We start from the raw sequence: 26,345 nt of genomic DNA, 5'->3' as shown, positions 1-26,345 counted from the left end.
AAGACTATAGCTGTTTTGCATTTAAAAGAAAAAATTCACTCCTATCATCGCCAGAATCGTTAATGATGAAGATGCCCCTAAGTTTGACGGGGTTTTCTGTAATGGGTATAGCTTTTAACATCTTTACCTGTACCATTGATGGAATATCGCCTGAGCCACAATAAGGACAGGAGGCGATGGGCACGATAGAGAGCATAAATTCGCTAAATTTCGATCCCACTTTTGTTGGGATGATGTAACCAGGCAGTTCTATAACCTTATTATTTAATGCCTTTAATGCCGGAGGAAAAACGCTTCCCCACTTCTTTGGAGCAATTTCGGTGTCATACCTTAAACCGAGCAGGTTCCAGGTAGGCGTGCGCATGTCGGTATGTACCTTAACCTGCGCCGCTACTACGTGGATAACTAAACAAGAAACAACCAATAAAATCAATTTCTTCATTGTATAAACCTTCAGATTTACCTGTCTTTGGTTAAGGTTTGAGCAATATCAACTTTGTAAATCTGCATAGTAGGAATAAGCGAAGCCAAAGTACCTATAACCAGTCCGATGCAGATTAAATAGATCTCTTGCGGAACTGCAGTAAGTCCCGTTAATTTTGCCTGCGAGGATTCCTGGTAGCTGCCGATTAACTCCAGGGCAGTATGCCCGATTATTAGTCCCAAACAGGCACCGATAAACGTAACTAAAACCCCTTCAAACATAACCAGGAAAAATAGTTTCGATTTTGATGCGCCCAGGCAACGCATAATAGCCAGATCGTATTTCCGCTCTTTCATCGCGTTGTAGAGGCTGATAAAAATACTCAGGGCTGCAATTGCCATAATAAATATGGCAAACCATTGCAGGGTATCTATTCCAACACCGATGAGCGAAAACAGCCTTGCACTTTCCATCGCCGGAGATGCAGCCTGCATGTTTGTACTCTGGTTAACCATCCTCGGAAAAAGGATAACCGACATTGGTGATTTATACTGAATCAGTAAAGCTGTAATCTGCTTATCATTAATTTCTTTGGCTTCTTCTGCCGCCGAGTGGCTATGGCCCTCAGCATGCTTCTCTTCGTGCATTTTGTAGACACTCCCAATATTGGTAAGAATCAGATTATCGGTTATATTCCCCTCTGATTTCAAAATCCCCTTTACCAGGTAAGCATGTTGTTTATGAACATCTCCGTTACCGGTTAAACCATGTGCACCGAAAAAAGTATCGCCAATCTTCAGTCCTGATGTTATGGCAACAGTGCTACCAATGGTTACTTCCAAATCTTTATGCCAAAAACTGCCCTTTTGGATAGATAAACCATAAAGCTTGGAGAAAGTACTATCAGTACCAACGATCCGGTAACCATTATAATTATCGCCCAACGCCAATGGAACGGCCCTTTTAACCATTGGGTTGCGCATCAACTTGTAGGCATCTTTTGCCGGGATATTTCCCGTTGGGTAATCGATGTGGTAAATGCTACTTAATATCAATTGCAATGGACTTCCTTTTGCCCCCACAACCAGGTCTATATCCTTCGCATTTTTTTCCAGTTTATTGTTAATCTGTGTGGAAGCCAAAAAGAGAATAGACAGGATGCCCACACCAAAGGCAACTAAAATGATATTCAAAATTGTTGTAAGCTTATTTCTGACGAGGTTCTTGCTACTGATTTTAAAGATATTCATTAGAGTAGATACGTTTTAGTAATGTAGTCCTGAACCCTCCCGTCGTGCGTAGCAATAATCAGTGCAGCACCATTATCTTTAGCCTGGCTAGTCAGCATCTGAATTACCTGATTGGCATTTTTATCATCTAAGCTAGAGGTAGGTTCATCTGCAATCAACAGATCGGGCCTGTTTACCAAGGCACGTGCTACTGAAACCCTTTGCAACTGCCCCTGACTTAATTCATCAGGATAATTTTTAGCCAGCCCGGCTATATCTAAATCTGCTAAAAGCGAAAGGTTTCGTTCATAATCTATTGGCAAACCCGCCATTACCGCAGCAAGTTCTAAGTTATCGAGCACGTCAAGAGATCGGATAAGGTGTGGTCTTTGAAAAATGATGCCGATGTGCTGCCCCCTGAACCTGTCCCGCCCTCTTGCAGACAAAGTATACAAATCGGTTCCGTTAATTAAAACTTCCCCCTGGGCTGGCTTTAAAAGACCTGAAATAATATTTAGAAGGGTACTCTTGCCACTGCCGGATGCACCTAACAAAAGCCATTGTTCCATATCGGCAATTTCCCATGAAGGAAATTTCAATCTTCTCCCCTTTTCATAAACGTGTGCTAAAGAACTGATCTTAATCATGGTGTACCGCCTTCTGTACTTTTTTGAGGTTTAGATTTTTGATGGCATAACGCCTGTAAAGTTCTATCCCATCGTTTGTACTATGTTTACAGGCAGGATTTAACATCATCATAAACAGCAATGCAGGAATAAATAAGATCTTACGGCTCGTTGACATGATTAATTGACTATTGATGACCCAATGGACAGGATTTAAGCATTTTTAAATTGATATAATGAGCCGCAGCAATGGTGAAGCCACCAATAGGAATTAAGATTGGTTCTAATGGTTCAATGCCTGAAAAATGCCCCAATGCAATGCAGGCAAATCCCGCAATGAGTACCAGAATTGGCATCATACGGCGGTGCTGTTTGCGATATGCCGAACTTAAACTCCAGATGCCAATAATCAACGAAACTGCAATCATCGTGATTTCAACCGCTTCATTGGCCAGGAAACCCATTCCCCATATAGGTAAAACAGTAATTATAAATGGCAATACTGCGCAATGTATGGCACAAAGCATTGAAGCCGTAATGCCTATGCGGTCGAGGTTAATTTTGTAGCTCCGTTGTTTCATTAAAATAAATTTAGTGCACAAATATAAAAGCAATTTAGTTGCATTTAAAACAACAAAATTAATATTTGCAACATAATTGCATTAAAATGATAAAGGAATTACCAGTAACCGTATTAAGCGGTTGCGGCCAGGCCGCTCAATACGATGTTAAGAAAATAGATGAGATTTAAGAGTAGCCGTTATCTTAGTGGTAAATATTATTTTGCTTCAATTCTAAAATAGTCAAAGTCAACATATCCTCCGGCATTTTCACTTGCGTAATTAAACAGTCCAAAACGGTATCCTATAAAATGGGGAAGCGTATACGACATTTGCAGCGGCCCACCAATAGGTTTCCAGGTTTTGCCATCAAAGCTGTAAAAAAAATAACCTTTATCTGTCCGGTTCTCAAAATCGCATCTTGCTTTGAGATAAATGGTTTGCTGTCCAGCCGGAACATCTTCACCATTTACAGTACCATTTTGGGCACTTACCACTACCACCGTTTTCTTTGATCCTGTTTGTTTTACGCCAACCCAACCAAATTTGCGCTGCAGCAGCATCAGTCCTGCCTGGTCTCCAGCCTTCATACCGGAAACATCAATTAAAGTGGTTCCGGTTGATACCGGCCCAATGGTACGCTGGGTTAGTGTATTACGGGCCAGAAGAATATTAGTATCCACTCTTGAAGTGGTAATCCGTAAAAATCCAGGGCGTTTAGTTAGCGACCAGAATGCATCATCTGGATTGTGGTTCCATTGCCATACCAGTGGAAGCGCGGGGTCGCCCTTTTTGCGGGTAAATTCATCTGATGCTACAATGCCTGGGATTAAACCTTTGTTAACCGGAAGTTCGAGTGTTTCCGGAACTTTACCGTTAATGCCCAGTACCGGCCACCCATCTTCCCAGCTAACCGGAACTAAATACGGAATGCGGCCAACGGATCCAAAATCTCTAAAAAGATAAGAAAACCATTTCCCCTCTGGGGTATTAATTAAACCACCTTGTGCAACACCCTGATCTTTAAGCGCTACCCTACCTTCATACGGTCCTGTAAGTTTGTCGGAACGGTGTACAACAACCGTACGCATCCCATTTCGCGGCCAGGTGATGTTGAAAAGATAATACTTACCCTTAATTTTAAACAGTTGGGAACCCTCAGCTGGTAATCCGGCACCCGTACCTGCCGGAAGACTTGCGTTTTCGATGATCGTTACAGGTTCCGTATTGGGTTTTATTCCAGATAAATCTTCCTTTAACTCCACCAAGGTAATTTTTCCAGTCCCATATAACATATAGGGTTTTCCATCTTCCTCAAAAAACAGGGAATGGTCGTGCAATGAAGGTTTAAATGATGATGCGAGCTTCCATGGGCCTTTTTCGATATCTTTTGTACTGTAGATATACGTTTTGCCTGTAGTACCGGAAAAAGTGCTCACATAATAAATGCCTTTATAAAAACGAAGACTACTTGCCCAGGATCCCCGTCCATAATCCCACTTTCCATTAGATAAAGTTAATTCATCAGTATTTCCTAGAATATCATAAGCATAATTTACAATTTTCCAGTTTACCAAATCGGTTGATTTCATGATCGGCACACCTGGATTCATGTGCATTGTGGTGCTGCTCATGTAATACACTTTTCCTACTCTGATCATCGAAAGATCGGGAACATCAGCAAAAATGATCGGATTGGTAGCTTTTTGGGCATTAACACCAACTGTAATTAACACAAAAAAGAGCGATAATGTAAATAATTTAAGATTCTTCATACAGGTTAGTCAGCTTTTCAATTTGCACTGCGTTTATATTCGGTTTTCAAAGCTATTCACAAATATACAGATCAATGAACGGCTTTGTTCAAATCTATGTGACGAATGTTTTTAATTGAATCAATCCCGTTACAGAAAACAATCAAACTAACCAAAAGTAGTAGTAAATTACCAAGAAACCGTTTTCTTTAAAGGTAGTAACTCCATTAACATAGTTCAAAGATTTCTCCATTTCGCCGCGCTTCAGTCGAAATGCCAGTGATTTTAAATCTGTCATTGACAACATAATGGATTGCTTTTCTTAATGCGTTGAAATGGTTTTCGACTACGTTCAGACTGACATACGAATTAATTTAATTTTAAACAGGCTCATACCTCCATGAACCATTTATTTAAAGAAAGTCCATGATGTTTGTTTTTAGATTAGAAAATGTAATTAAATAGATTTTTAAATCTTCTCGCGTTTATCTTTTCGTTTTGCATTAATATATTCAGAGGGAAGCATATTAAACTGATTTTTAAAAAGCTTAGAAAAATAGCTTGGTGTACCAAAACCTGTCATGTATGCAATTTGTGCAACATTATAATCACTTTTCTCCAGCAACTCCACTGCCCTTTCCAGTTTTACAGATCTAATGTATTCGATTGGCGTTAGACCGGTAATTTCAAGTAGTTTATGATAAAGAGACCCCCTGCTCATCCCCACATGCCTGCTTAGTTCTTCTACTGAAAGTTCCGGGTTGTTGAGTTTTTCATCAATGTATTGAACAATTTTATTCAACAATTTAACTTCGCCAGACTCAATTTCGATTTCTTTAGCCTGTACCTGCACTTGTTTAGAATACGCATTTTTAACGGAACGATTAAAGGACAATAAGTTGTCAATCTTTGCGTGAAGAATGTCAAAATTAAAAGGCTTGGTCAGGTAATCGTTAGCTCCGGATTTTAAACCTTTAATCTGGTCTTCTTCTCCACTAATTGCGGTAAGCAGAATAACCGGGATATGACTTGTTCTCTTGTCTGCCTTTATTTTCTGGCTAAGCTCAATACCATTCATTTCGGGCATGCTGATGTCGGTAACAACTAATTTTGGGTGTCCGGAAAGTGTTTTTTGCCAACCCTCCTTTCCGTTTGCCGCCTCTATGATATGATAAAAAGGCTGTAAGCTATCTTTCAGGTGAAATCTAAATTCTTCATTATCTTCTACCAGCAGGATCGTAGCCATCTTGCTCTCGGCAGGTACCATTTCTACAGCAGTTTCACCTGTTTCTTCGTTCGTTAAACTGTATTCTGCATCGTCAATTTGCTGATTATTATCTTCATTTATCACATCAACCGGCAGCGAAACCAGAAACGTAGTTCCTTTTCCAGGTTCGCTTTCCACGGTAATCTGCCCACCGTGCAGTTCTACAAACTCCTTTACAATTGATAACCCTATTCCACTTCCCTGATTTAAAATCTCGGTTACATTGTTATCCATAAAAAAACGATCGAACACCCTATCTTTACTTTGATGTGCAATCCCTATCCCAGTATCTGAAACCTCAATACAAAATAAAGGTTTAGTCTCATGGACTGCGGCTCTGATGAACATGTTAAGAGATACTTCACCACCTTCTTTTGTAAATTTAAATGCATTGGAAAGGAGGTTAAATATAATTCTTTCCATTTTATCCTGATCAAAATGTGTTTTCAGACTTTTGATATCGCTGTTAATATGAAGTGAAATTTTCTTGCGCTCTGAAAGATCCTGAAATGCTTCTGCGGCTTCCCTGATAAAAGTAATGAGATCGGCCTCATTCAGGTTTAATTTCAGTTCCTGTTCTTCCATTTTTCTAAAATCGAGCAGTTGATTTACCAGATTTAACAGTCTTCGTGCATTTCTACGTATCATCTTTACCTGGCCGGCTACAGAAGATTCCTGTTTAACAGCAAGCAACTTATCAGCAGGTGCTAAAATCAACGAGATTGGTGTTCTAAACTCATGACTTAGATTGGTAAGAAATTTAATCTTTTGTATATCTAACGCATGGGCACGTTCGGCATCCCTTCGCTGTTGTAATATCCTTTGTTCAGCATTGATCTGGGCCTGTTCAATGGCAAGTTGCTGTTTGATGCGCTGAATTCCCCTTCGCCGGATGGCAAATAGGATTGTACTAGTTAAAACTACGTAAAAAATATAAGCGTAAGTGGTTCTCCATAAGGGTGGCTGTACATGAACAGAAATTGAAGTGATTTTGTTACTCCAAACGCCGTCGTTATTACTTGCCCTTACCTGAAAAATATAATCTCCAGGATCTAAATTCGTATAATATGCTGTCTTCTCTTTGCCAACCTCGTTCCAATCATCATCCAGACCAACCAGGCGATAGGAATAATGGTTTTGCTGGGGCGCTGTGTAATTAAGCGCTACATAACTAATTGAGAAATTTTGTCCATAACTCAGTTTAATTTCTTTTGCGAAGCCAATTTGTTCCTGAATGGGTGATTTTTCGCCAGGAAGCACAACGGTATTAGAGACCTTTAGTTCGGTAAGCAGCACATTAGGAACCACAGTGTTGGTGGGCAATTCGAGCGGATTAAAGTAGTTGAAACCATCTTGCCCGCCAAAATAAAACTCGCCATCTGAAGTGCTTATTCCAGAACCCAATATAAAAGGACTGTCTTGTACCCCATTTGGACGCCCGAAGTTTTTTATTTTTTTTGTTTCAGGATTAAGACAACTGATGCCATTATCGGTACTCAGCCAAATCAATCCGTCTTTACCCTCCAGTATTTTGTAAACAATAGCGTTAGACAATCCGTTTGTTTCGTTAAAATTGGTAAATTTTCCAGTACGGCGGTTGAAAAGATCAAGCCCGGCACCATCAGTTCCGGCCCATATATTCCCTTTACTATCGCATAACAAGCTTAATACCACATCGTTGGAAAGTCCGCTATTTGCTTTTCGATATACTTTATATTTCCCATTACTACGCTGAAATACAGCTATTCCCGTTCCGCTGGATGATAGCCACATATCGCCATAAGGATCTTCTACAATTGCCCGTATAAAGCCATTGCTGGGGAGCAGCATAGGTGGCAGGGATTGAGTGCCAGATTTCGTAAATGAATTCGTTTTATAATCAAATACATTAACACCGGTTCCGTTTGTACCAATCCATATTAAACCCTTGCTATCTTCCTTTATAGCGAAAATTTCATTCTGGCTAAGATCGGTTGCCGATGGGCCGGCCAGGTATTGTTTGTAGGTTTTAGTTTTGGAATTATAGGCAAATAAGCCATGTTGGTACGTCCCCACCCAAAGCATACCCCTCGAATCAAGCATTAAAGTAAGTATCGCCAATGGATTTCGGGAAAAATCAATTTTGCTCTTCATGTCAATATGCTCGAAAACGCCCTGATCACGATCGAAAAAGTGTAATCCTCCTCCATCCGTGCCTACAAATATTTTTCGTTTTGAGAATTCGGCAAAGGAGGTAACAATGGGTGATGAAAGTCCTTTGGGATCAAACGGGCTGCTATGCTTTAGGTTAAACAATGCTAAATTTGGATCGAACTTACTAACGCCACCCTGATAGGTACCCAGCCAGATAATGCCATTATCAGCCATACAGATGCTCCTAACCGACTTATGGCTAAGACCAAAGGATTCACGTTTGTTGGGACGAATATTAGAGAAAACCTCGGTGGCGGTATCAAAAATTGTTACCCCGTCCTCAGTCCCTAACCACAATTTACCTCCCTTTTCTAAGCTGGCGGCATAAATAATGTCGTCTGAAAATAGCTTATTATCCAATTGCAAAAAAGATTTGAAATGCTTTTCATCATCCAGCAACATATTGAGGCCATTGTTGGTGCCAAAAAATATCCGTCCCTTTTCATCCTTTACAATAGTTTTGATGAAATTATCAGTTAGGCTTGAAGGGTCATTGGGATGATGGATAAATTTCTCAGTGCCACCGCTGGTTAAGTTAAGTGCCAAAAGCCCAACATTGGTGCCAATCCATAGCTTGTTGTCGTTAGCCTGAAGAAAAGAAATTACGCTAGAACCATTGCCCATCAGGGCATTTATTCCCACGTTTTTTACCTTAAGCGTTTTTGGATTGATCACCCGGTACCCACCAAAGGTACCCACCCATATATTTCCGCTTTTATCTTCGTAGAGTGTTAATACATTGAAGGGGGTGTTACGATTCGGGATACCCTCACCTACAAATGATTTAAATGTATTTTGCTTAGCATCGTAATAAGCTAAGCCAGCTCCGTTTGTACCTACCCAAAGTCTTCCCCTCCGGTCTTCTAAAAGAGCTGAGATATTATTAGACGGAATGCTTGTACTATCACCGCTTTTAGTGGTATAAACGGTAAAATTGGTACCATCGAACTTATTCAATCCATCGCTGGTACCAAACCACACCAGACCATTATGATCCTGAAGTATAGTATTTACAGTATTTGAAGAAAGACCATTTTTAGTATTAAGGGTAATGAAGTTGGGATTATTTTGTCCCCTTACAATAGTATAGCTTAATAACAACATCATTAGGAATGACATTGCGCCGATACTCGATACTTGTTTTAACATCATAACAATAGATTCAAGCTTTAGCGATCTGGATTGTGATTGTATTTGTGCAGGCCCGCTTAACTGAGGTTGGTACACAATAGTTTGTATTTGGTTTGCGCTTAAATATAGATAACAGCTCTGTCTTAAACTATTTTACTCAAATCTAGAACGGAACTGCAGGCTTACTAATAAACCTTTTAAGGTTTGTTAGAATAGTGCTCCGGCTGCTGAACAAAATAGTAAAGAGCAAAGCATAAAGCGGAAGATAAGTTTTTATGATCATATTTATAAAATATGACAATATATAATTTCCGGCAAAATATGGGTGCTTACCAATCCCTCGTTTGGTTTTATTACAGCAATGCATCATTAAGGTATTAATATTTGGTTATCCTTTTAAGAAGGTATACTCAATATCTGAGTAATTCCTAACCGAATATATCACTTAATTTCGAAAAAAACAATCGATTGCATTGCTACATCGAATTTTTATAATCAGGGGTATCGGGAGACAAGGGGAAATGAGGTGATCATTTATGGTAACAGGAGCGATAGCATAAATTAAAAACAGATCCTGGCAAAGCTTATTAGTAGTTTTCTAATAAAAAAGCCAGAAACAACGTTAACCGAAGTCTCTGGCTTTAAGAGCGTATTTTTTTATTTATTCTTTAAGCCTTCGGCTGTGCCAACATAGGCTGGTTTTCGCACAAAACCTTCTGTCCACAAGCCTATTGGCTCCCCTGCTCTCCAACTTGAGGTGGCCGGGCTATCCTGAGGGGCCCATATCGTAATTCCATATCGCTGAGCGGCCGGAATAAGTTCAAAGTATTTCTTGATTACATATTTGTACATCTCTGATTGAGCGGCATATTGCTCGGCTGTTGCCTGTGCAGTTTTTACATTTCCTGTAAAACCCATATCCAATTCTGATATTTTGATCAGTTTGCCGGTTGCGGCCAATAATTTGAACATTTCCTCTATCTTGGCTTTATCAGAAGTAGCTACAATATGCATTTGCGTACCAATACCATCTATTTTTGCGCCCTTGTCTTCTAAATACTTTACGTATTCTATTAATCCTTTGCATTTATCGATGCTATATTCCAGGTTATAATCATTAATAAAATGGATATCATTTGCATTGCCGTACTGCCTGGCCAATTGAAATGCCTTTAGCGCATAATCCTTACCCAGGTAATCTTGCCAAAAGAATTCATCAGCTGCAATGGTAGTTCTGCCCGCAGCAGTTTTAAGCTCAGTTGGCTTTGCATCATCCATTGGCTCGTTTACCACATCCCAGGCTTTAACATAATCTTTTGAAGCAGTAACCATCCCTTTAATCCAGGTCTCTAATGCAGTAGTTAAAATGGCCTTTTTCTGCTCGGCAGTTTTTTCTACAATGGTAGTGCCACCAAGCGGATTGTATTTTTTAAGCGTGATATTATCGAAATAAAAATTTGTTGCTGTTTTACCCAGATTAAAAGCCACAGAACCACTTGTTGCAATTTCTGCGGTAACTGTAATTTCTTTGGTATAGGTTGTCCAGGTTGGTGTTGAAGAAATTGCACCAAAAAAATCATAAAATTTATAGGCGCCAGGCGTAGTATGAGCCTGTGTAGGATACGATGCCGCTACATCAGAACGTACATTCATTTTAAGTTCATACTTCTCTCCTACTGCTACCGCCGGAAACTTAAGAAATAATTGCGCATCATAATCATTGGTTCGTACCGCCGAGTTACTAATTTTCAAAGCCCGCCCTGTACCGTTAAAGCCTTCGCCAGCTGCAGTGAAAGAGGCAACAGCATTGGTGTTGGATTGATAAACCGAAGCGTTGTCTGTTTCAAAATCCGCTCCAATTACCAGGTCCCAGGTAGGGCCACTACTTGAAGCGGTTACCACCGGAGCAATCAGTCCTTTTAAATATGTTGCATTTTGATTGGCATGCCAGGCCAGTGTATGCCCAAAAACTGTAATACCGGCTTTAGATGCTGTTTCCAGCAGGTTTTTCACATTAGTTAAGGCCAGGCTTCCATCAGCCTGTACAACGGCACCATGCTTCATTTCATAACCTAGTGTAATTTCATCAAAATTGCTGTTGATGAGCCTGTAAATTACGCCCTTGGAGAGATAAGGTTGCAGACTTGCTCCGGCACCAAATTTAAATTTAGGATTTGCTGCCCTATCAATATAGGTTTTTAATGGCTGATAGGCATCAATCATCTCTTGGGCTGCGAAACTGGTGGGTTTAGCCACCTGATAATCCAGTGCCTCGTATTTGTGACAGGAAGCAAGCAACATTGCCACTGCCAGACCAAATGCTATTTTGTATAATCGTTTCATTTTCTCAATTGTTTGATTAAATATTAATTATTTGACCGGTGTAAATGTTTCGGCCTTCACGCCACGGTCGCGCATTACCAAGGTATCTAAGCTATTCACCGTTCTATCATTCAAATCGATCTGATAGTTCAGATAAAGGGCATCGCGATCCTGGTTGCCCCAGCTGTTTTTCTCACCCCGTTTAACAAATTTTCCGGTGCCACTCGCTGTAAAACTGGCATCACCAGCTGTAATTGCACAGTTGCCCGTATTATCGAAAGTTAACAATAAGGTCCGGCTGATGCTGGTTCCCCCTGTTACTTTAAATGTAACAGGAAACTCGGCCTGGTTTAGTGAACGTGTGTTTAACTTATTGATTTCATCATTCTCCACATATTTCATGTGGCGAACGGTCGATTGATTGAGTGAGGTATTGCCATTTTTCCCGGTAATCACATCCTTTCCTCTGCGGAGATAAAAACCCTGCCATGTATTGATATACTTTACAGCATACAATGTATATTTTTTTTCGGGCAAGATCGTTTTATTCTGGTCAACACTGGTCATTGTTAAAGGAATCACATAAGTGGTATTAACAGCCAATGGGTCTGCGAAAAAAGCATCGGTTAGCTGAACATCTACACCACCTACCAAACTTCCTTTCGGGATAACAATTTTGTTAGCCGCAAGTGTATAATAGTTAGCTGGCATAGGCCTTACAATACCGCTGTAGGGCGATGGAAAGGATAATCCCTGAGTCAGCGCATTATCCACACTGATACCAATCGTAATATCTTCTTTATTTGAGTAAACTCCGCCGACTGTACCCATAATCTGAAATCTATGCTGGTTATCCAATGAAGTATCAAAAATATCTTCGCCCATGGTGATGGTCCGAATAGGTCCCTGGTACGCAAAATATACCGTTTGTACATCGTTATCTGGAAATGCCCATTCTTCGTTTTTGCAGGCGCTAAGTGCTAAGACAAGCGCAAGTAAAATATATATTTTATTTTTCATGATGTTATTTTTTATAGCGATTGAATATTACCACCCTGTGTTCTGTTGTAAAGCATTATACTTTAGCGTTTCACTATAAGGAATTGGTCCAAATCTCATATACTCCTGATAGTTTCTTGCCTCCACATTGATTTCCTGATAGTTACCCTGTGAGATACTTACTCCTTTCACCGGTTCAGTTAATGCTGCATTCCATCTGCGAAGATCCCAGAAACGGAATCCTTCAAAAGCCAACTCTAACCTACGTTCATTCCTAATCAATGTCCGCATGGCATCTTTATCTGTTTTAATCGATTCGAGGTAAGCATCACCGTTTGCAGTTCCAACACCAGCCCTGGCGCGAATAGCTTTAATAATATCATAAGCAGAATAGGGATTGCCACCATTTGCTGTAGGGCCCCATGCCTCATTTGCTGCCTCTGCATAGATCAGGAATATTTCCGTATAGCGGATATGTGGCCTGTAGTGTTTCTGATTATTCACGGTTGGTGTACGGCTAACATCCTGCCTCAACAATTTTTTCATGTAATAGCCAGTTCGTGTAGAAACTTCCTTTCTATTCAGTCCATCATCATTGGTTGCCACATCTGTAGTGGTATTAATTACCTTGTTTGTTGGCCCGATCGTATTTCCATTGTACACTATAAATTTTGCTAAACGCGGATCTCTACCTGTAAATGGAGTGGCAGGATTATATCCGCTCTGCGGCGTATTGGCAATTGGATAACCATTTTGCATCGGGAAAGCATTAACCAGATTTTGAGTTGGGTTTATACGGCCCTGTCCGGACAAGGTTGGTGGGTAGTTAGCCGCTTCTAAATCACTGTTTGATCCAACATTTGTGCGCCAAAGCACTTCTCTGGGACTGGCACCAGAAGCCAATGCATCAATTTCTGACTTGTTATCATACCAGGTAACACCGTTAGGATCTAAGTTAGCCAACCAGTTATTAAGTGTAAGTACCTGTGCTGCGTAAGCGGCCGCATCGGCCCATGTGGTAGAGTTTCCTGTACTGAAAGCCGGACTTGCGGCCATTAGTGCTACTCTGGCCCGAATGGCTTTAGAAATACGACCAGTCATTCGCTGATTAAAGAACTTACCGAAAACCCGGTTATAGGTTTCTACATTAATTCCGGCATATTTTGCCGGGATCTGACTGGTGCTATTGATATCGGCATAATCTAAGGGAAGCAATTGTTCGGCCTTATCCAAATCACTATAAATCTGTTTAATACAGGCATCAAATGTAGCCCTTGGCTGGTTAAAATTAGAAGTCGGTGTTTCGGGTTCGAGGACAATAGGAAAACCATATAAATTACCCCCTACTTTTCCGGCATGTGCCTGTAGCATATACGACATTAAGTAGGCCCTTAAAGCATAGGCTTCACCTTTTTGCCTGTCGTTAAACATTTTACTCAACACCGGGTCTTTAGAATCCCATAGCACCTTGTCTGTCTCTGCCAAAAATAAGTTGATATACTGGATACCAGCTCTGGCATTGGTCCATTGATCTAATGGATTAACTGCAGCCGACCACTGCCCGGTGGCAATTTTCCTAAAATTATTATTGATATCATTACTTACCGCGTCATCTGTAGCTACATCGTTAAAGGACCAGCCATTTGATGGAAGCCTTGTATAACCATTTAGCAATAACCCATGGGCAAGTGCGGGTTCAGTATAGATGTTATCAAAATCTCCATTATTTTGTGGAGCGGGGTCGGTAAACTTTTTACAGCCCGAGAGCATCACAACGACAACTACAAATCGTATTAATATTCTGTTCATCTTTTCTAATCTAATATTCAATTAAAACATTGCCTTTACGCCCAGGTTATATAACCTTGTTTGTGGGGCACCTCCTAAATTCAGCTCCAGTATCTCTCTTTCTTTTGCTATTGTTAAAAGATTAAATCCTGCCACATACAGCCCCAGTTCTTTTAATACTTTACTTTTGAACAATTTATCGGATACTGTATAGGAGATTTGAACTTTAGATAAATCAAACCGATCTGTGCTGTATAACCAGAAATCAGACGCTCTGAAATTATTATCTCCATTTAAAGTGGTAAGTCGCGGAAAGGTTGCCGTATTTTTTGTTTGAGGCGTCCATCTGTCGCGCACAACTGCCGAATACTTATCGCTTCCGTTAACCCAAAAATAGTTATCGCTTTTCATGGCGCTTGCACCGAAGCGGCCTGTACCCAAAACAAACAAGGTAAGGTTTTTCCACTTAGCAGTTAAATTTAATCCTGCTGTAAAAGGAGCACCGAACCATCCACCGCGTCCAAGATATACCTGATCCTTATCATCGATAATTTTATCCCCATTCTGATCGATGTACTTGATATCACCAGGAGCCAATGCCGAACCAAATGCAGGTTTTGCGCTGTTAATTCCATCTGCTGCTGCCACTTCGCTGGCATCCATGTAAAAACCATTGCTTTTTAATCCCCAGATCGCGTCGAGTGGTTTTCCGGCACGGTACTGATAACTGTTTTCGTAAGTTAACATGTCAGCACGTTTAGTTGCTTTGGTCGTATAATACGTTCCTGAAACTCCCAATATCCAGTCGACAGCACCAATGCGCTTATTGAAATTTAAGTAAAAATCCAAACCGGTACGCTGATCGCTATTATAATTACTGTAAGGAACAAAAGAAGAACTAGGAAATGCGGTAGTGAAATAATTTGGATAAAGAATATTAATCTGACCGATAATTCCGGTGATGTTATTTCTGAAAACATTTGCTCCGAAATTAAGTTGATTTTTGAACATTCCACCTTTTATCCCGATGCTGATTTCTTTTCTTTTAGCGAAAGTTAAGTCCATGTTGGAACCACGGCGCGAATCTGTAGACTGTGTGCCTGTACCGTCGTTCCAGCCATACCAGTTACCGCCTGTGGCTGTATAAATACTTTCATAAGCAAAATACTCATCAAAATCGAGATCAGTATTTAAAACACCTGCTGATGCGGTTAGCGTTAAGTCGTTAATGAATGAAACTTTTTTCAAAAACGGCTCTTCGCTAAGGTGCCATCCGATAGAAGCTGCAGGAGAAAGTGCAGTCCTGTTTCCTGGCGGCATTTTTGGCGAGCGTACAACAGCTCCGGTAATTTCGGCAAAATATTTACGGCTGAAATCATAATTTAACTGCAACCCTAAATTAGAATTTGTTATTGGCTGATAGATTTCAGATTGAGATTGACGATATGCCGCAGCCAGCAATACTGCTGAGATATGATGGTTATTACGGAATGTAGTATTGTAATTAAATTGGCCAGATAACGAAATAGTTTGTCTGTAATAACTATCTGCAATGTTCTGAACTCCGGTTTTAGTATCTTCTCCCCAGCGCGTTAAACTTCCGATTAGCGTTGTACCAGAGTAGGTTGTCCAATTGGGCTGGTAAGTTGCATATCCGTTTCGATAACCCTGATTGTAGCTGTTCAGATAATCAACCCCCATAGTGGTACTAAAGGTAAGTCCGTTCAAAATTCCTTTCAAATCAGCATCAATACCAGTGGTAAACTGAAACTGGCGTTGTACAAATTTATTGTTACCACCTGCATAAATGGCGGCAAATGGATTGGTTTGATCTAATTGCGTACCACCAAGAATGTATTGCCCATCAATAATTGTGGCATTTTTGATCATCGCTTTGCTCACCTCATCACTCTGTTCCAATAAATTAATTGGGATTAATGGAGTAAATAAATGAGGCCGCAGTGTTGCAGCGTTAGCCCAGTAATTCGTATTTACTCCGCCACTGCTGGAAAACACAGCGCTTGCATCTACACGGGCTTTTAGTGCTCTGGTGAGCTGCATATCAACATTTCCGCGGATGTTAAAGCGTTCTGATGTATTATTTTCTTTTGCTTCGCCGAAATTAAGCAGCGAACCTGTAGATACGAACCCAACATTAGTGTAATAACGGGCACGGTCGTTCCCTCCAGAAATTTCTGCCACGCCATCATAACGTGAAAAACTGTTTTTGAGGTATTCTGATGAGTAGTAATCTACACTTGGATAACGATATGGGTTAACACCAGAGTGATTATAAATAGTTTCCGGAGTATAAGCCGCCGCCAAACCATCATTTGATAAAGCCTCATTGTACAAGGTCATGTACTCAGAAGAGCCCAGGTATTGAGCAAATCTTTTTGGCGTATTTATTCCGATATTGGAACGAACATTTATTTTTTGCTTAGTTGGTGTACCTCTCTTTGTGGTGATCAAGATTACCCCTTTTGCACCGCGGCTGCCATATAGGGCAACGGCCGAGGCACTCTTGAGAAAAGTGATCTCCTCAATTTCATTTGGTGTAACACTATTCACATCTCTCGGAACTCCATCAACCAATATAAACGAGGTATTCATACCCCAAAGGTTGTTGCCATTAAAGCCAGGAGCAAAAGCTTCTATCCCGTCCAAACCATAGGTTATAAAGTTTTTCTCAAATAGCTGTGCCAGGTTAACACTTGAAACGCCGGCAGGAAGATTACTTTCGGCGGCGTTTTTAAAGCCCACGTTTATCAGTCTATCCTCTTTAGTTAAAGTAACTTGCTTTAGGTTGGCTAATGCGGTTACCAGTGAGGTCTTGTAGCCTTTGGCACTTACCGAAAATGTGCTGTTCTCATTTACGGATAAAGAGAATTCACCTGCCTGGTTTGCTATAGTGAGCACGTCGTTTCCTTCAACAGTTATGGATGCCCCTTTTACCGGATTTCCATTAATATCACGAACAACAGCTTTTATAGGTATCTTAACGGCGTCCTGACCTTTGATTACACCGACAAACAGTGTAAAAAAGACACACAGCGCCAATGCATTTCTTAAAAATTTCATCATTCTTGTCTTTAATTATTTATGATCATGAACTACCTTACCATCCGGGGTTTTGCGCAAACTCCTTATACATATTTACATCTGCTCGCTTAAGTGGCAGCCAATAATGCTTTTCACTAAATGGGCGTTGTAATATTAACCGCTCGCGATAGTTTACAACCTTGTTTAATTTGGTATCGGTTGTGGTATTTAAAGGAGCAGCACGATCAAATTCTGCGGCTGTTTTTAAAGTATATGGTACTTCGGCAAGCAAATGCCAGCGACGAAGGTCATTAAACCGATGTCCTTCAAAGGCAAGTTCAACAGCGCGTTCGCGTCTTACTTCTTTCATAAATTCTGCTGTTGATGCTAAGAACTGTGTGGCAACGTGACCAACACCGGCACGATCCCGAATTACGTTGATGGCATCTACGGCAGTTTTGCTAAATCCCTCTGCGGTTGCGCCTGGGGAGTCGTACCCTGCAGCAACCGATTCTGCATACATCAGGTATATATCGGCCAAACGCATATATGAAACCTTAATGTTCAGATTCTGTCCATAATTCCAGCCCTGATCAAAGTTATTGGCAGTTCTGGGCACAAATTTGAACATCATATATCCGGTACGGCTACCAGAACGTTCATCTCTGTAACTGCCGTTTGTATACAGGTTTGCATATCGGTGTGGTTCCATATTTGCGGCCAAAGTTCCCTGTACCACTTTAACCCCATCGTATATAATGTCATTATAAAACCTGGGATCCCGATCACGCCAGGGAAATTGCGGATCATATCCTGAGCCACTGGGATCAGCCTGGGCAGAATTCGAAATGGGCAAGCCATTCTTCATTCCATAATAATTAACATAATTTGCGGTAGGCGCAAATACCAGTGCATCGGCACCTACAATTGCTGGTGTATACTGTTTTGCCGTACCATAGGTTGAACCATGTGCGCCCCAATATGGCCCTGTAAATATGACTTCAGTACCTCCCGGGATTAAGAAATTTTGACCGGTTGTGTAAAAATTGGTACTGTATTGTGCAAAAGGCAATAATTTATGAGGAGCAACTCCGCTTTCTGTTAGTTTCAATAACTCGGCAAATGCAGCAGCCGCTTTTTTACTCAGTTCTGCATTGTAGGTTTTGCTACCAGTAGATTCTAAGTTCATTAATGGACTAGCAGCCCACAGGTAGTTTTTACCTAAATAACCTAGCGCCATGATTTTATTAATGCGCAACTGGTTTTTACCCAGGGTTTGGATCCCGGCTGTTGTATTATCCCAATTGATTGGCAAAAGATCGGCGGCTGCTCTTAAATCCAGCGCGGCCTTTGCTGCACATTCCTGATACTTTAGCCTCGGCAATCTCAATTCTTCATCGGCTGGCAATACCTTGTCAATATAAGGAAGCCCTCCAAAATATTGCATGAGCTGAAAATGGAACCAGCCTCTAAAAAACAGCAGTTGACCCCTGATCAGATTACGTTCTTCATCAGTTGCATTTACCATAAGGTTCAGGTTCTCAAGACCTAAATTTGCTTTACGAATGCCATACCAGGCTAATGGATAGAGGCCCTTGGTAAAACGATCGTTATTTGTATTGGCGTTGGCATTATCTAAAAATCCTGCACCCCATCCGTCAAACTCACGCTGCCATCCCCAGAAATCACCATTATCAATTTTATTAACAAAGTGGAAATTTTGAACTGTAGACTGGATTTCATCTTCACCCCAGTTGAAACTGTTGGTCCAATAACGATTGGTAAAATCTGGAATACAGTTATAGAGCTCTTCGGTAAAACCCTGAAAACTACGAAAGTCTTTAAAGGCAGATTCTGCCGTCACAGTTGCTTCGGGATCCCTGTCTAAATATTTTTTACAAGATACCATGCCGGTTCCCGCCCAAATCATTCCTATTAATAATAGGCGTTTTATATATTTTTTCATAACGATCATGTTTAAAAGATGAAATTAGCACCCAGATTATACCGCTTTACAGTTGGGTATGCACCTTGCGATGCCCAGCCCTGCCCGCCCGCACTTTGGTAATTTGCTTCACGGTCATCAGGCATCTTAGTCCACACGTATAAATTGTTCCCGTTTAGGAATACACGTATACTTGATATTCCGGCTTTTTTAACCCAGTCCTGTCTAAACGTATAAGCAATCTCAGCATTTTTTAAACGCAGATAAGAAGCATCGTAGAAGTACCTGTCTGCCGTGTAAAAACCCGCAGGTGTTGTTTCCCAACGTGGCATCGGGCCATCAGGGTTTATGTTGTCTTTTGACCAATAACTTCCTTCATCATAGGCAACCGTATTTTTTCCAGAAAATGTTCCGAATACAACCTGGCGGGTAACATTGTTCACTCCGTAAAACTGAGCAAATGCACTAAATCCTTTCCATTCAAAACCTATAGTGGCATTGTAGGTGTTTTCAGGAGCACCGGAGTAACCATAAGGAATGTTATCATTTGCATCAATTACCCCATCCGCATTGTAATCTACCAGATGATAGTTTCCCGGTATTTTCAATTGGTCATTGGCATTGTGCATGGTACTTCCATACAGCTGATCCCAGGTATTGTAATAACCAGCGCTTACATAAGAATAAGCCTGTCCAATCTGTTTATCAATAGGCTTAGCGTATAACGGTAACAATCCGGCAACATCAGCATAGGTAACTTTGTTCCTGGCATGAGTATAATTAATGTTGCTCCATAATGTAAGGTTATTGTTGATTTTCTTGTTAAAACGCAGATCTATTTCAAATCCTCTTGATTTCACTTTCCCAACGTTAAACGTAGGTGGTGTGGCACCATAGTAACTTGGAACAGCACGATTGCTGGTAAGGATATCGCTCCTGTCGTCCTGGAAGAAATCTACGCTTCCAGAGATCATGTTTCCAAAAAATCCGAAATCAAGTGCAATATTCTTTTTTACAACCTTTTCCCAACGTACGTTTGGATTACCTACCGAAGTTTCCCTATACCAGTTGTAAGGACTATTCTCTGCAGCTTCACCAGTAGTACCCAGTGGTGTAGTACCTCCAAATGCCCAGTTTGTCAGGAAGGCAAACCTGGGAGAACCACCATCATCACCAATTCCACCATACGATCCACGTAATTTCAATGAATTGATGAATTTGATCGGTTTCATAAATTTTTCTTCAGAGATCATCCATCCAAGCCCTCCGGAAGAAAAGAAATCAAAACGATAGGCAGGTGCAAATCGCTCAGAACCGTTATAAGCTCCGTTATATTCGAAACTGTATTTACCAGCATAATTATAAGTGGTACGGAAAACCCAGTCTTCACGGTAAGAAGGAATAATACTTCCGGTAGCCGTATTATCTCTGCTCCAAAGCCCCATAGCCGTTACATTATGATTTTGAGCAATGGTTCGGGCATAATTGATTTGCATTTGGGAAAACATCCGGCGGTAAGTTGCGCCATCATTAACATCACCCGCACGGCTTGCCCATCTTACACTTTCTCTCCATTCAAGCTCCGTTGCCGCATCCTTAGTTTGTGAATAACTTACTACTCCTGTTTCAGGATCAATGTATTTACTCAGTGTTCCGTTATTACGGTCATCGATTCCGCGGCCAGCTTCGATAAATGTATTATCGATAGATAATGTTCCTTTCAGGCTCAGTCCTTTAACAAGAGAATTTAAGCTTTGATCTAAGGTAAAATCTGTTGTAATACGTGAAGTTGTGGTGGTCTGCATACCACTGGTAGATAAAATTCGTACAGAGTTTAAACTTTGTTGTTCATTAGGTTTATAATACCCCCATGTACCATCAGAATAAACAGGAAGATAGAGATTTGGCGCTGCAGAGTAAGCAGCAGTCCAGGTATTGTAAGGGTTAACATCAATCCATGGACGCTCAGATACGCCTCGTGAACCTGAGATATTTGTTCTGAAGACCGTTGATGGCGTTATTTGAAAATCTAAGTTACTTCTTACATTCAATCTTTTGAAACTGTAGCCACCGCTATAGCCACGATCGTTACTAAACCTTCTAAACAAATCTCCTTCGTCAAGGTAATCAACAGAAGAAAAATACTTTACGAATGGTGTTCCACCGCTGATGTTAAGATTGGCATTATAAGACATTGCATTATCCCTGAACAGGGTATTTACCCAATCTACATTGGGGTAACGCTCGGCTTCTTCAAGATTGGCTGGCGAGCGGTATTTTTGCATCACAGCTTCGGGAAGATAGGAACTCCAGGCCCCCGGAGCGAGTGCCAGTTCATATTCGATTGTTCGGTTACGTGCCTGGAACATATCATAAGAATCGAGCTTACCAGGCAGTTTAGATGCAGACTTAACAACAGTATTAGCAGCTGCCCTGATTTCTGCCTTCCCATCGCGCCCTCTTTTAGTTGTGATTAAGATTACTCCGTTTGCTCCTTTTACCCCAAATACCGCAGTTGCTGATGCATCTTTAAGTACTGAAACAGAAGCCACAGAGCTGATATCTATATTATTGATCGATCTCTCAACTCCATCAACTAAAATAAGCGGACTGGCATTGTTCCAGGTGCTGCGCCCGCGAATAAGAATCTGAGGATCTTCATCTCCAGGCATTCCGGTGCTGGCAGTAGTAATCACACCTGGCAAATTTCCAGTTAATGCGGCACCTAAACTAGATACACCACCTGTTCTTTCCAACACTTCGCTGGTTGTTTGAGAAATCGCACCAACTACACTTTGTTTCTTCTGAACGCCGTATCCCACAATCACTACATCACCCAATTGATCGGAATTAGATTTCATTGTTACGTTTACGGTGTTTTTGCCGGCAACACTCACCTCCTGCGTCTTCATACCTATATATGCAATGATAAGTATCTGCCTGTCGGCGGGTATCTCTATGGCAAATTCGCCATTCGTACCGGTTTGTACTTTAGAATTAGTGCCTTTTACAGTAATAGTGGCTCCTATTAGCAGCTGCTTTTGTTCATCAGCTACCGTCCCGGTTATCCTTCGTCGTTGTTGGGCTACAGCTGGATTAACGAACAGAGCGGAAGTAATCAGTGTTAAATACATCACGAGTAATAACTGCTTTGCCCCCTTATATCCGGAGCGCGCACCATTACCCATATTGGTTATTTTTTCCATTATTTAAAATCATTTAAAGAGAAATAGAATTGGATAATTGTATGTCAGGCCTAATCAATTAGGGTCATCAAAACAGATTTTTCGACTGTTTCAGGAAGCGAAGAGTGGATTAATCCCTCTTTGTAGTAGTAGTAGTTTTTGGTCATAAATTTTGGTTTATTTTGGTTAGAGTTGTATTCGATACCGTTGAACGAATTCATCTGTATCGGTATGAGATCGATTTAGATTTAACCGGGTGCTTCCATGAGCATTTGTTCAGTTTGGTTCATATTTATTTGGTTAGCTCCTTACAATAAAAAACCAATTTTAGCTTTCCTGATTTTGAACAATCTGCCTTTGGCATCTCATTGAGATTTGAGATCAGCGTTAAGGCTCTTAGGGTAAGTATTTGGTCTTACTTACTTCAGCATCATGTTCGAACGGAAAGGTAATGGTTCTACCTGTATTGAATATTCGAAGCTAAGACAACTACCATTTTAAGGATACCACAATTGTTTAAATTTATACCCAGTTTGTTTAAGTAGCGCTAAAAGTGCCTTTTTACTTCAAAAAAAGCATAAAAGTCATAACAACGACTCCAAAATTATTCGATCATTTCATTGACCTGCCCTGATATAATCTTACATTTTAGGCAAGCGCTGGTATGCACAGCGGCAAATGTACAGGTGTAAAGATTGGTTTAATTTACTGAAAGTAAGAGCCTGTTTAAATTTTTACAACAAATATAAATGACCATTTGCTATTACACTGAGAGATAATTTATGGTATAAAAATCTTATGAGTGGACAGATGGATAAAGAAGGTGGATGATCTTAAAGGACAGTCATTTCGACCGCAGTAGAGAACCCGAACGCTCTGAGAAGCAAAATCTTTTAAATTTGATTTCAATAAATAGTAAGATCTATCCACTTCGTGTTGCTCCGGTCGAGATGACGACCATTCTATTGGAGTCTGTTAATAGTAACGTAGTCGATTGCTTTATTAATGTGTTGAAACAGTCTCAGACTACGCTCAGACTGACATATAGGAAATAAATTTTATTTAATTTTAAACAGACGCCAATATTAAGAATGGTATTTAAAAAAGATTGATCGCTTAAAAAACTGGATACCTTTAATATAGGTAAAGATTGGGACCATGACTTTATTGAAAAGATCAAGATCGACTTACTTATAACTCAAAAAAGATTGAAGGTAATACGCTGCCGATCTACTGATCGAAAATCTTAAAATTGAAGAAAATTTTTAAAAACCAATTGATCTCAAATTTATTAGAACACTATTAATCAATTTACTTCTGGTCGGGTAACTGCATTAAAGATTTGGTGAACTTTATTTTTTAGATCAATAGCTCTTTGTATGTTCAAGACAACAAAACAAAGTACAAAAGGCAAAATGAAGTAGTGCGCAACAAAAGACAATCCAACGAGCATTAAAATGCCTAGCATGATACCAAATATGGATACCGAAAATTGAAATTTTAAACTTTGTTTTTCGCCAGCCCCGATAATTTCGAAACTTCCATTATTTACCCTATCCCAATCGGATTGTTTGGTAATATATGGACCGCCATGCCATCTTTCTCCGAACAAGATTTTTTTCTCCGTTCGGTCAACAACTTCATAATCCAGTTTTCTTAATTCCTGGATGATACGTTTTATTAGAATTTCTTCCGGGATTTCAACTTCCCGTTCAATTTTAAATTCGAGCCCAATGAATAGATCTCTTATCTTTAATTTCATTGGGCTTGAAAATGTTATTCTGCAATTAAAAGGAAGTAATTTCTTCTTCCTTTTTGTACTACGATAAACTTATCGTTTATTAAATGATCTGTATTGAATATTTGGGCCATTTCAGCTACCTTTTCTTTGTTTACAGAAACTCCGCCTCCCTGAATGGTTTTCTTAGCCTCTCCCTTTGATGGAAAAATGGTCGATTTTTCTGCCAGTAAAGTTGCAGCATCAATTCCAATATTTAGTTCTGATTTCGAAATGTTAAACTGAGGAATACCTTCGAACATCTCTGATACTTGCTTTTCTGTTAGGCTTTTCAAGAATTCAAGTGTACCGTTTCCAAATAAAAACTCAGATGTTTTAATGGCAGCTTCCAAAGCTTCTACTGAGTGGGTTTTTATGGTGATATCTTCAGCTAAAGCTTTTTGAAGGATACGCAAATGCGGTGCGGCATCATGTTCCTTTTCCAAAGCCTCAATTTCTTCTTTATTTTTAAGCGTAAAAATACGGATCCATTTTTTCACATCATCATCTGATGCATTTAACCAAAACTGGTAGAATTTATATGGAGAAGTTTTTTCCGGATCCAGCCAAACTGCACCACTTTCGGTTTTGCCGAATTTGGTTCCGTCTGCCTTTTTAATCAGCTGTGTAGTAATGGCATAAGCTGTACCAGCGTCTTTCCTTCTGATCAGTTCGGTGCCGGTAACAATATTGCCCCATTGATCAGATCCGCCCATCTGCACCAAACAGTTTTCATTTTTCCATAAATGATAGAAATCGTAACCCTGAATCAACTGGTAACAGAACTCAGTAAAAGACAGACCAGAATCACCTTCCAAACGTCTTTTAACACTATCCTTTGCCATCATGTAGTTCACAGTAATGTGTTTACCAACATCCCTGATAAAGGTAAAAAGATTCATATCCTTAAACCAATCGGCATTATTAACCATTACTGCACCGTTTCCGCCTTCCTCAAATTTTAAGAATTTAGCCAATTGCTTCTTCATTCCTTTCAGGTTGTGCTCAATCATTTCAGGTGTCTGAAGGTTACGTTCATCAGATTTTCCTGACGGATCGCCCACCATACCCGTAGCTCCGCCAACCAAAGCAAACGGCTTGTGACCAGCATTTTGAAAATGAATCAGGGTCATGATCTGCGTTAAGTGACCAACGTGCAACGAATCTGCAGTAGGGTCGAAACCGATATAACCGGAAGTCATACCCTCGTTTAACTTTTCTTCAGTATTCGGCATAATATCATGCAGCATGCCACGCCATCTTAACTCTTCAACAAAATTCGTCATTGTACAAACACTTTAATAATGTGCGTGCAAAGATAAAATTTTAGCTTAGTTTAAAGCAAATTAGTTGGTTTTGTAAATGAGTTATCATAATTGAACTCGGCCTTTACAACCATACCAGAAAACATTACCTTGCAAGATGAACTTTTTATCCCATTATTATTTCGACCGGACAAATAATGATGCCCATGTGGTAATGGGAACGGTTTTGCCAGATCTGATTAAAAATGCAGCAAAAGAGGCGAATTTATACCCCCAGAAGAATGAATTCCTGTTTAAAGGAAACCCAGATGAAGAAAATCTGTTGCTTGGCTGGAAAAGACATTTAGCGGTCGACCTGCTTTTTCATTCCTCGAATTTCTTCCTGGAGAAAACCACCGAACTTAAACAACTCATTAAGCCCATTGTAGAAAATACCGCTGTGCGTCCTTCTTTTCTTGCCCACATCGGCCTGGAACTTTTGTTAGATCATTTATTGGTTGAACATAACTTAATCCAGGTAAACCATTTTTATGACAAGCTGAGTTCGGTAAAAAAAGAATCATTAAGTGATTTCCTTGAACACTGTAACCTTAAAAACCCTGAGGTATTTTTTATTTTTTTGGAAAAGTTTATCAGCAGCAAGTACCTGCTGAGTTATCAAAAACTCGAAAATATCAGCTATGCGCTGAACAGAATCTGCATGCGTTTATGGCCCGAAACATTGAACGAAAATCAACTTCAGTCACTTACTTTTGAACTTGGGATTTATAAAACCGTCCTAGAAAAAGATTACATGCATATTTTTGAGGAGATTGAGGGGAAGTTGGCTTAAATATTT

General features: G+C 40.2%; 17 protein-coding genes. 1 reads left to right on the top strand and 16 read right to left on the bottom strand.

From position 1 onward, the window contains the following. Positions 1-4 precede the first annotated feature (4 nt). The 16 genes from FFJ24_RS01705 to tyrS all read right to left on the bottom strand — a co-directional run bounded on the left by FFJ24_RS01705 (position 5) and on the right by tyrS (position 25,528). Positions 5-442, bottom strand: coding sequence for a hypothetical protein (locus FFJ24_RS01705; protein ID WP_138820512.1), 438 nt, complete (start codon positions 440-442; stop codon positions 5-7). Positions 443-459: 17 nt separating this feature from the next. Next, positions 460-1,674, bottom strand: coding sequence for an FtsX-like permease family protein (locus FFJ24_RS01700; RefSeq protein WP_138820511.1), 1,215 nt, complete (start codon positions 1,672-1,674; stop codon positions 460-462). Then, positions 1,674-2,300: an ABC transporter ATP-binding protein gene (locus tag FFJ24_RS01695; RefSeq protein ID WP_138820510.1), complete on the bottom strand. Its 627-nt coding sequence runs from the start codon at positions 2,298-2,300 to the stop codon at positions 1,674-1,676. The genes FFJ24_RS01700 and FFJ24_RS01695 overlap by 1 nt, the downstream gene beginning before the upstream one ends. Continuing rightward, on the bottom strand, positions 2,293-2,457 hold the full coding sequence (locus FFJ24_RS25925) for a hypothetical protein (RefSeq protein ID WP_168202358.1): 165 nt from the start codon (positions 2,455-2,457) through the stop codon (positions 2,293-2,295). The genes FFJ24_RS01695 and FFJ24_RS25925 overlap by 8 nt, the downstream gene beginning before the upstream one ends. Positions 2,458-2,467: 10 nt before the next feature. Continuing rightward, on the bottom strand, positions 2,468-2,860 hold the full coding sequence (locus tag FFJ24_RS01690) for a MerC domain-containing protein (RefSeq protein WP_138820509.1): 393 nt from the start codon (positions 2,858-2,860) through the stop codon (positions 2,468-2,470). Between the two features lie 197 nt (positions 2,861-3,057). Next, the gene (locus FFJ24_RS01685; RefSeq protein ID WP_138820508.1) at positions 3,058-4,614 is read right to left on the bottom strand and encodes a glycoside hydrolase 43 family protein; all 1,557 of its coding nucleotides are present in this window, start codon (positions 4,612-4,614) and stop codon (positions 3,058-3,060) included. 448 nt (positions 4,615-5,062) lie between these two features. Beyond that, positions 5,063-9,205, bottom strand: coding sequence for a two-component regulator propeller domain-containing protein (locus FFJ24_RS01680; protein ID WP_138820507.1), 4,143 nt, complete (start codon positions 9,203-9,205; stop codon positions 5,063-5,065). A gap of 636 nt (positions 9,206-9,841) precedes the next feature. Then, on the bottom strand, positions 9,842-11,527 hold the full coding sequence (locus tag FFJ24_RS01675; RefSeq protein WP_138820506.1) for an endo-1,4-beta-xylanase: 1,686 nt from the start codon (positions 11,525-11,527) through the stop codon (positions 9,842-9,844). Positions 11,528-11,554: 27 nt separating this feature from the next. Continuing rightward, positions 11,555-12,526, bottom strand: a complete 972-nt coding sequence (locus FFJ24_RS01670; protein WP_138820505.1) for a DUF5627 domain-containing protein — start codon at positions 12,524-12,526, stop codon at positions 11,555-11,557. A 27-nt stretch (positions 12,527-12,553) separates the two neighbouring features. Beyond that, positions 12,554-14,314: a RagB/SusD family nutrient uptake outer membrane protein gene (locus tag FFJ24_RS01665; RefSeq protein WP_138820504.1), complete on the bottom strand. Its 1,761-nt coding sequence runs from the start codon at positions 14,312-14,314 to the stop codon at positions 12,554-12,556. Between the two features lie 21 nt (positions 14,315-14,335). Then, on the bottom strand, positions 14,336-17,377 hold the full coding sequence (locus FFJ24_RS01660; protein ID WP_210419444.1) for a SusC/RagA family TonB-linked outer membrane protein: 3,042 nt from the start codon (positions 17,375-17,377) through the stop codon (positions 14,336-14,338). Between the two features lie 34 nt (positions 17,378-17,411). Beyond that, positions 17,412-19,301, bottom strand: a complete 1,890-nt coding sequence (locus tag FFJ24_RS01655) for a RagB/SusD family nutrient uptake outer membrane protein (protein WP_138820503.1) — start codon at positions 19,299-19,301, stop codon at positions 17,412-17,414. A gap of 11 nt (positions 19,302-19,312) precedes the next feature. Continuing rightward, complete coding sequence (locus tag FFJ24_RS01650) at positions 19,313-22,486, bottom strand: SusC/RagA family TonB-linked outer membrane protein (protein ID WP_210419443.1); 3,174 nt, start codon at positions 22,484-22,486, stop codon at positions 19,313-19,315. Between the two features lie 50 nt (positions 22,487-22,536). Beyond that, entirely contained in the window at positions 22,537-22,686 is a 150-nt protein-coding gene (locus tag FFJ24_RS25920; protein WP_168202357.1) for a hypothetical protein, read from the bottom strand. 1,085 nt (positions 22,687-23,771) lie between these two features. After that, positions 23,772-24,227 (bottom strand): DUF4870 domain-containing protein, encoded by a 456-nt coding sequence (locus FFJ24_RS01645; RefSeq protein WP_138820502.1) that lies wholly within the window; start codon positions 24,225-24,227, stop codon positions 23,772-23,774. Positions 24,228-24,241: 14 nt separating this feature from the next. Then, complete coding sequence (gene tyrS / locus FFJ24_RS01640; RefSeq protein ID WP_138820501.1) at positions 24,242-25,528, bottom strand: tyrosine--tRNA ligase; 1,287 nt, start codon at positions 25,526-25,528, stop codon at positions 24,242-24,244. Positions 25,529-25,664: 136 nt separating this feature from the next. Between tyrS and FFJ24_RS01635 the strand changes: the two genes are divergently transcribed. Continuing rightward, on the top strand, positions 25,665-26,339 hold the full coding sequence (locus FFJ24_RS01635; RefSeq protein ID WP_138820500.1) for an ACP phosphodiesterase: 675 nt from the start codon (positions 25,665-25,667) through the stop codon (positions 26,337-26,339). The last annotated feature ends 6 nt before the right edge of the window (positions 26,340-26,345 follow it).

Origin of the sequence: Pedobacter sp. KBS0701, from assembly GCF_005938645.2 — a bacterium.
Lineage (GTDB): Bacteria > Bacteroidota > Bacteroidia > Sphingobacteriales > Sphingobacteriaceae > Pedobacter.
This window is presented reverse-complemented; position numbering and strand designations above follow the sequence as displayed.